This is a genomic window from Nonomuraea sp. NPDC050153, assembly GCF_044460125.1.
In the GTDB taxonomy this organism is placed as follows: Bacteria; Actinomycetota; Actinomycetes; order Streptosporangiales; family Streptosporangiaceae; genus Nonomuraea.
Genome location: NZ_JBITJQ010000026.1, coordinates 177,987 through 183,986 on the forward strand (window position 1 = coordinate 177,987; position 6,000 = coordinate 183,986).

Genomic DNA, 6,000 nt, shown 5'->3' on the forward strand with positions numbered 1-6,000 from the left:
TCCCGGCACAGACCCCCCGCGACAGTGAAGGTCAGCACCCATGAGGAAGATCCTCAACGTCGCTCACGTCTACATGATCCTCGGACTGGTCAGCGGCCTGTACTACCGCGAGATCACCAAGCTGACGGGCTTCACCGGCGACACGCGGCTGGGCCTCGTCCACACGCACCTGCTCGCGCTCGGGATGCTGTTCTTCCTCTGGTTCTTCTGGATCTACAACGCCGGCCTCGCGGTGACCGTCGCCATGATGACTCTCCACGGGACCCTGACCGTCCTCGGCCGGCCCAGCGGCGAACTCATCGCGATCGTCTCAGGGCTGGGGCACGTCCTCCTGACGGTGGGCCTGATCCCGCTGTTCGTCACTTTGGGCAGGCGCATCCCCGCCAAGTCCGCGCCGGCCGTCGGCCCTCTGACGACGACCGGCGGCCGGAACGCGCCTCTCAGGGGGCGTGCTCCTCGACCAGGGCGGCGAAGCCGTCGAGATGGCGGGCGAGGCTGTACTCGAAAAGTCCGTTCATATCCGACACCGCCTCCTCGGGAATCGAGGCCAGGAGCGGGAACCGTCCGCTGTTGAGCAGCTCGTCGGCGCGATTGCGCCGCGTGAGCCACCACCGGTCGAGCGTCACGCCGGTCTCCTGCTCCGCCTCGACCTCGTCCGCCATCGACAGCGCGACGGTGACGACCAGGCCGTGCAGCGTCAGCGCCTCGCGGATGCGGGTCTCCATGGGCAGGCCGAGGCCGTCGAGCGCGCGCAGGGTCCATTCGGTGTGGGCCATCATGTTGGGCACGAGCAACGGGCGCGTGAAGGAGACGGCCCTGGGCAGCCAGAGGTGTCGCCGCACGAGCTGCCATTGCCGGCGGGAGATCAGTTCGAGCTTGGCCCGCCACCCGTCCGGCCCGGGGACGGGGAGCTCCGGCTCGCCGAAGACCTCGTCGACCATGTGCGTCACCAGCTCGTCCTTGTTCTCCACGTGCCGGTACAGCGACATCGGGCCGGCGCCGAGTTCGGCCGCGAGCCGCCGCATGGACACGGCGTCGAGCCCCTCGACGTCGGCGATCGCGATGGCGGTGCGGAGCACCTGCTCGCGGCTCAGCGCCTGCTTGGGGACGTCGGCCTGCCGCGTGCCCGGTGACGTGGCCGGCCGCTCGCGGGTCGCGCGGGCGCTGATCACCGTGCCGGAGCCGACCTTCGTCTCGACCAGCCCCTCGTCGCGCAATGCGGCCATCACCTTGGTCGCGGTGGCGAGCGCGACGCCCCATCGCCGGGCGATCTGCCGGACGGACGACATCCGGTCGCCGGGCCGCAGGTCGCCGGCCACGATCCGGGCGCGGATCTCCGCGACGATCCGCTGGTAGGGGGGATCCGGTCGCTCCATGGCAGCCTCCCATCCGTTGGCAAGTGTACTAGTTCAATCTCCACAGTACTAGTTCACTTTGTTCGGCATATTTCCGTATAAACACCAGGTTGGCGATTCGTGAAATACTCTGTACGCATGACAGCGGATACGCCGTACGCACCTCTACGGCAGACTGACGAGGAAGGCGTGCGGGCGGTGTTGGACGTCCTCACCGAGGCGTTCATGAACGACCCTCTCGCCTGCTGGCTCTTCCCCGACGCGAGCGACCGAGGCCGGCTCCAGTCGCACTTCTACCGCTCCCTCCTCGCTCACCCCACGGCCGAGGCGTACCTGATCGGCCGGCGCGAGGGCGCCTCGGTGTGGCTGACGTCGGCCGCGGGCCAGACGCCCGACGAGGAGCCTCCGGGCCCGCCCGAGGAGGTCTTCGGCGAGAGCGGGGCGCGGCTGCAGGCCGTGGGCGAGGCGCTGGCGCAACGGCACCCCGACCACGAACCGCACCTCTACCTCGCCTGCATGGGAGTGCTCGGCCGGCGGCAGGGCGCCGGGCTCGGCTCGGTGATGCTGCGCCACCGACTGGAGCGGGCGGACGCCGACGGGCTCGCCGCGTACCTGGAGGCCAGTTCGCCCCGGAGCCGGGCCCTCTACCTGCGGCACGGGTTCGAAGATCTCGGCGAACCGGTACGGGTGGCCGACAGCCCGCTCCTGTGGCCCATGTGGCGCAGCCCGCGCCCCTGACCCGCGATCAGCCCGACACACAAGGAAGGGACCGACAATGACCACCGACCATGAAGCAGAGACCACCGAGCGGCGACCGCCGACCCTGGTGTTCGTCCACGGCACCAACTCCTCGTCGGCCTGGGGCACGGGGCTGATCCGCGAACTCACCCTGCGCGGGCACCGCGCCGTGATGGTCGATCTTCCCGGACACGGCGACGAGGCGTTCTACCCCCGCGCGTACCAGGCCCCGCAGGACCTCCAGGCGCTGGCCACCGAACCGTCGCCGCTCGCCGAGATCACCGTCGACGACTATGTCGAGCGCGTCGTGGACGTGGTACGCCGCGCCCGCCGCCACGGGCCCGTGATCCTGGCCGGCGCCAGCCAGGGCGGCGTCACCGTGAGCAAGGTCGGCAACGCCATCCCCGACCTGCTCGAACGGGTCGTCTATGTCGCCGCGTACTGCTGCGTGGACCTGCCGAACATGGCCGCCTACCTCGCCACGCCGGAGAACAGCGACAGCCTGCTCCCCCAGGTGACCCAGGCGCTGGTCGCCGACCCGGCGATCCTGGGGGTGACCCGGCTCAACTGGCGCTCGGCCGACCCGGGGGTGTTCCGCGGCGTCAAGGAGGCCCTCGCCGCCGACTTCACCGACGAGGGGGTGAGCCGGCTGCTCAACATGCTCGAACCTGACGAGACCGCCACCATTCCCATGGCCGACGCGCGGGGCGAGGCGCACACCTGGGGCCGCATTCCGCGAACCTACGTACGTTTCACCCTCGACCGGCTGATCCCACCTGCGCTGCAGGACCGGTTCATCAGCGAGGCCGACCGCCTCACGCCGGGCAACCCGACCGACGTACGGAGCGTCGCGGCACCCCACGTCGGCCCCTTCGACCGCCCCGAAGTGGTGAAGATCTTCGGCGAGCTCCTCAGCCGCTGACCCCGCGCCGGCCTCAGGGGGTGCCGACGTCGCGGGTGACCCCGTCGGCGATGGCCTGGAGTTTGTCCGGGTTGGCGATGTTATGGATCGTGGTGATACGCCCGTCAGCATCGAAATCGAAGGTGACGGTGGCGATCACGCGCCCCAGACCGCTGAACACCACGCCCGGGCCGCCGTTGATCTCGACCAGCGCGACGTTCATGTCGGCGGGCTCGACACCCTGGTAGGCGACCTTGCCGATGGCGCCGAACCAGCCGGCCACCGTCTGCGCGCCGACGACCGGACGCAGGGCCTGGCGTACCTTGCCGCCGCCGTCGGTCCACAGGGTGACCTCCGGGGACAGCAACTCCATGAGGGTGTTGATGTCGCCCCCGGTCGCGGCGGCGAGGAACCGTTCCGTGACGTCGCGCCGACGCGACCTGTCCGCGGTGAACCGGGGCCGCCGGGCCCGTACGTGCTCGCGAGCGCGGTGCGCGGCCTGGCGCACCGCGGTCTCGGAACGCTCCACCGCCTCCGCGATCTCGGCATGGCTGAAGCCGAAGACCTCCTTCAGCACGAACACCGCGCGCTCGAGCGGGCTCAGGGTTTCCAGCACCACCAGCATCGCCGTCGACACCGACTCGGCGTTCATGACGTCGTCGGCGGTGTCGCCGGCGGTGAGGATGGGCTCGGGAAGCCACGGCCCCACGTAGGTCTCGCGCTGGTGCTGCGTGGAGCGCAGCCGTTGCAGCGCCAGATTCGACACGATCCGCGCCAAGTACGCCTTGGGGTCGGCCACCTGCGAACGCTCGGCGGCCGACCACTTGATCCAGGCGTCCTGGACCGCGTCCTCGGCGTCCGCCACGGTGCCGAGGATGCGGTAGGCCACGGAGAACAGCAGGTTGCGATGCTGGTGGAAAACCTGCTGGTCACGCTCGGGGGACGGGTGGGTCACCGCACGCCCCTGGTGAAGCGGCCGCCGCGCGGCCAGAACGCGCCCGAGGCAGGCATCTTCTTCATGCGGCCATAGGTCGGCCAGGGCGAAGCGGTCACCGTCTCCTTATACCGTGCCGCCATCCGGCCGGTCAGATACACCCGTCGGGGGCTGTCGTCGGGGTGGGTGAACTGCACGACCGCGTCGTTCCGCCCCAGGCTCACCGGCGTGTGGTAGTAGCCGAAGCGGAACGGCCTGGGCCGCTTGCCGTCCAGCGTGCGCACGATCGACACCGCGGCGTGCACGCCGGTCGGCATGCCTCCCTGGCAGGTGCCGTGCATGACGCCGTATCCCTGGCGGATCGCCGCCGCGTCGCCCACGGCGTACACGTCGGGGTGCGACACCGACCGCAGCGTGCCGTCGGTGACGATACGGCCGCGCTCGTCGACGGTCAGACCAGCGGCGGCCGCCAGCGGCGACACCCGCGTACCGCTCGTCCAGAGCACGACGTCGGCGGGGACGCTCTCCCCGCCCGCCAGCTCCACCGAGTCCGGCAGCACCTTCGTCACCTCGGCCCCGCTGCGCACCTGGACGCCCAGGCGCGCGAGCGCGGCCTGCAGATACGCCTTCGGCCTGGGGCTCATGGCCGCGCCGGGCTCCTGGCGGCCCAGCAGCACCACGTTCAGCTCCGGGTAGCGCTCGGCGATCTCCGCGGCCGACTCGATGCCGGTCAGCCCGCTGCCGCCGACCACGACCGTGCCACGGCCCAGCCGAGCCAGCCGGCCGGCCAGCACCTCGGCGTCCTGAGGGCCGTTGAGGGTGTATGCGTGATCCTCCACACCCGGCACCGCCGCCGTGTCGGCCACGCCGCCCAGCCCGTACACCAGCGTGTCGTAGCGCAGCACCCGATCGTCGTCGATCCGCACGGTCTTCGCGGTCACGTCCACCGCCGTCACCCAGCCGCGCACGAACCGCGCACCCGTGCCCTCCAGCAGCTCCGGGATGCTCAGCTCGGCCACCTGCTGCCCGGTCGCCGACATGTGCAGCCGCAACCGCTCGGTGAACCGCTCCCGCGGGTTCACCAGGGTCACCCGCACGTCCGCACGCCGCCCGACCCGAGCCGCGAGCTGGACGGCCGCGGCCATGCCCGCGTACCCAGCCCCCAGAACCAGAATCCGATGCGTGGCCGCCCTGCTCGCTTCACGGTTTTTGTTCATTTTGGCGCCTTTCTCCTCGCGCTGACGACCACGTGATGCAAGCAGCCCGCCCGTCCGTGACATGAGACTGATGTGACGTACGACACAGCCATCCTCGCCCTGGAGCCGGTCAGCGCTCAGGGGTCATCCCCTCGAACGCTGGATGGGGGCAGCGACATGCGTGGGGCGCGGTGCGGATACCGCGGCAAGTCCCCCTGGAAGGAAAAGCGCCCAGGTCACCCTGACCCTGGTCACGGAAATCCTCGCGTCGGCCCTCGACGCCGGCCTCCTGGCCACCGGCCCAGGTGGACACCAGGGGTTGGGTGACGAGTCGGCCTGTAGGCCGGGTTCCTTTCTCGGGCTTGGAATGAGCTGCTGGGATTCGCGCCCTACGCGTTGTGACCTGCAAGTCTCGCTCTCAGAGTCTCTCGGCGTTTCGCGCATGATCGCGTGGTCATGTGCCCCAGTTGTGCCCTGCTCATCATCCAGTGTCGTCAGCTTTGTCTTCTGCAGCGGCAATCGTTGCGTCGATGCTAAGCGAGAGTTCCTGCAAGATCTCTTCGCGTGACTCGCCTGTCGCTTCGCTGAGTCGGTGGATGAGGTGCTCGGTGGCGAGCCTTGCGGTGATGAAGTGCTTGTTCATGGCGGTGAGAGTGGCGGTGCCGCATGCATCCAGCACCTCGTCAGCCACAGAGCGCTGCCAAGGCCATCGGTAGGACCGGAGTCTCACGTTGAGCCGAACAGGTCCGTTGACTTCGCGGATCAGTTGAGATTGCTCTGAGAGCCTGCTGACAAAGGGTTTGGTCGGTACGGCCGAGTTGGGGCGATCTCGGCGGTTCTCCCGGTGTGTCACACCTGCGGACAGGAGCGGGCTCC

6 protein-coding genes and 1 pseudogene are annotated in these 6,000 nt (G+C 69.7%); 3 read left to right on the top strand and 4 right to left on the bottom strand.

The features are described from left to right. Positions 1-40 precede the first annotated feature (40 nt). Positions 41-361 (top strand): annotated as a pseudogene (locus ACIBQ1_RS43525) (DUF2871 family protein); the annotation flags it as partial. 79 nt (positions 362-440) lie between these two features. On the opposite strand, the gene ACIBQ1_RS43530 reads toward ACIBQ1_RS43525, so the two are convergent. Beyond that, positions 441-1,376 carry a TetR/AcrR family transcriptional regulator C-terminal domain-containing protein gene (locus tag ACIBQ1_RS43530; RefSeq protein WP_397286583.1) on the bottom strand — a complete coding sequence of 312 codons (936 nt, stop codon included), beginning with the start codon at positions 1,374-1,376 and terminating at the stop codon, positions 441-443. A 117-nt stretch (positions 1,377-1,493) separates the two neighbouring features. On the opposite strand from ACIBQ1_RS43530, the gene ACIBQ1_RS43535 reads away from it, so the two are divergent. Together ACIBQ1_RS43535 and ACIBQ1_RS43540 are read left to right on the top strand one after the other, a co-directional pair. Next, positions 1,494-2,093: a GNAT family N-acetyltransferase gene (locus ACIBQ1_RS43535; protein WP_397286584.1), complete on the top strand. Its 600-nt coding sequence runs from the start codon at positions 1,494-1,496 to the stop codon at positions 2,091-2,093. A 37-nt stretch (positions 2,094-2,130) separates the two neighbouring features. Beyond that, positions 2,131-3,015 carry an alpha/beta hydrolase gene (locus ACIBQ1_RS43540; RefSeq protein WP_397286585.1) on the top strand — a complete coding sequence of 295 codons (885 nt, stop codon included), beginning with the start codon at positions 2,131-2,133 and terminating at the stop codon, positions 3,013-3,015. A 13-nt stretch (positions 3,016-3,028) separates the two neighbouring features. Here ACIBQ1_RS43540 and ACIBQ1_RS43545 read toward each other — a convergent pair whose 3' ends face one another. The 3 genes from ACIBQ1_RS43545 to ACIBQ1_RS43555 form a co-directional block, all read right to left on the bottom strand. Further along, a complete protein-coding gene (locus tag ACIBQ1_RS43545; protein ID WP_397286586.1) occupies positions 3,029-3,949 on the bottom strand; it encodes an RNA polymerase sigma-70 factor in 921 nt (306 codons plus the stop codon). Beyond that, on the bottom strand, positions 3,946-5,145 hold the full coding sequence (locus ACIBQ1_RS43550; RefSeq protein WP_397286587.1) for an NAD(P)/FAD-dependent oxidoreductase: 1,200 nt from the start codon (positions 5,143-5,145) through the stop codon (positions 3,946-3,948). Before ACIBQ1_RS43550 ends, ACIBQ1_RS43545 begins: the two co-directional genes overlap by 4 nt. Before the next feature lie 460 nt (positions 5,146-5,605). Beyond that, positions 5,606-6,000: hypothetical protein (locus tag ACIBQ1_RS43555; RefSeq protein ID WP_397286588.1), on the bottom strand; the 395-nt coding region annotated here is incomplete at its 5' end.

What these genes read in the sequence shown, in the direction of transcription:
- ACIBQ1_RS43550 (WP_397286587.1), bottom strand. Translation starts at nt 5,145, where the DNA reads ATGAACAAAAACCGTGAAGCGAGCAGGGCGGCCACGCATCGGATTCTG.
- ACIBQ1_RS43535 (WP_397286584.1), top strand. Translation starts at nt 1,494, where the DNA reads ATGACAGCGGATACGCCGTACGCACCTCTACGGCAGACTGACGAGGAA.
- ACIBQ1_RS43530 (WP_397286583.1), bottom strand. Translation starts at nt 1,376, where the DNA reads ATGGAGCGACCGGATCCCCCCTACCAGCGGATCGTCGCGGAGATCCGC.
- ACIBQ1_RS43540 (WP_397286585.1), top strand. Translation starts at nt 2,131, where the DNA reads ATGACCACCGACCATGAAGCAGAGACCACCGAGCGGCGACCGCCGACC.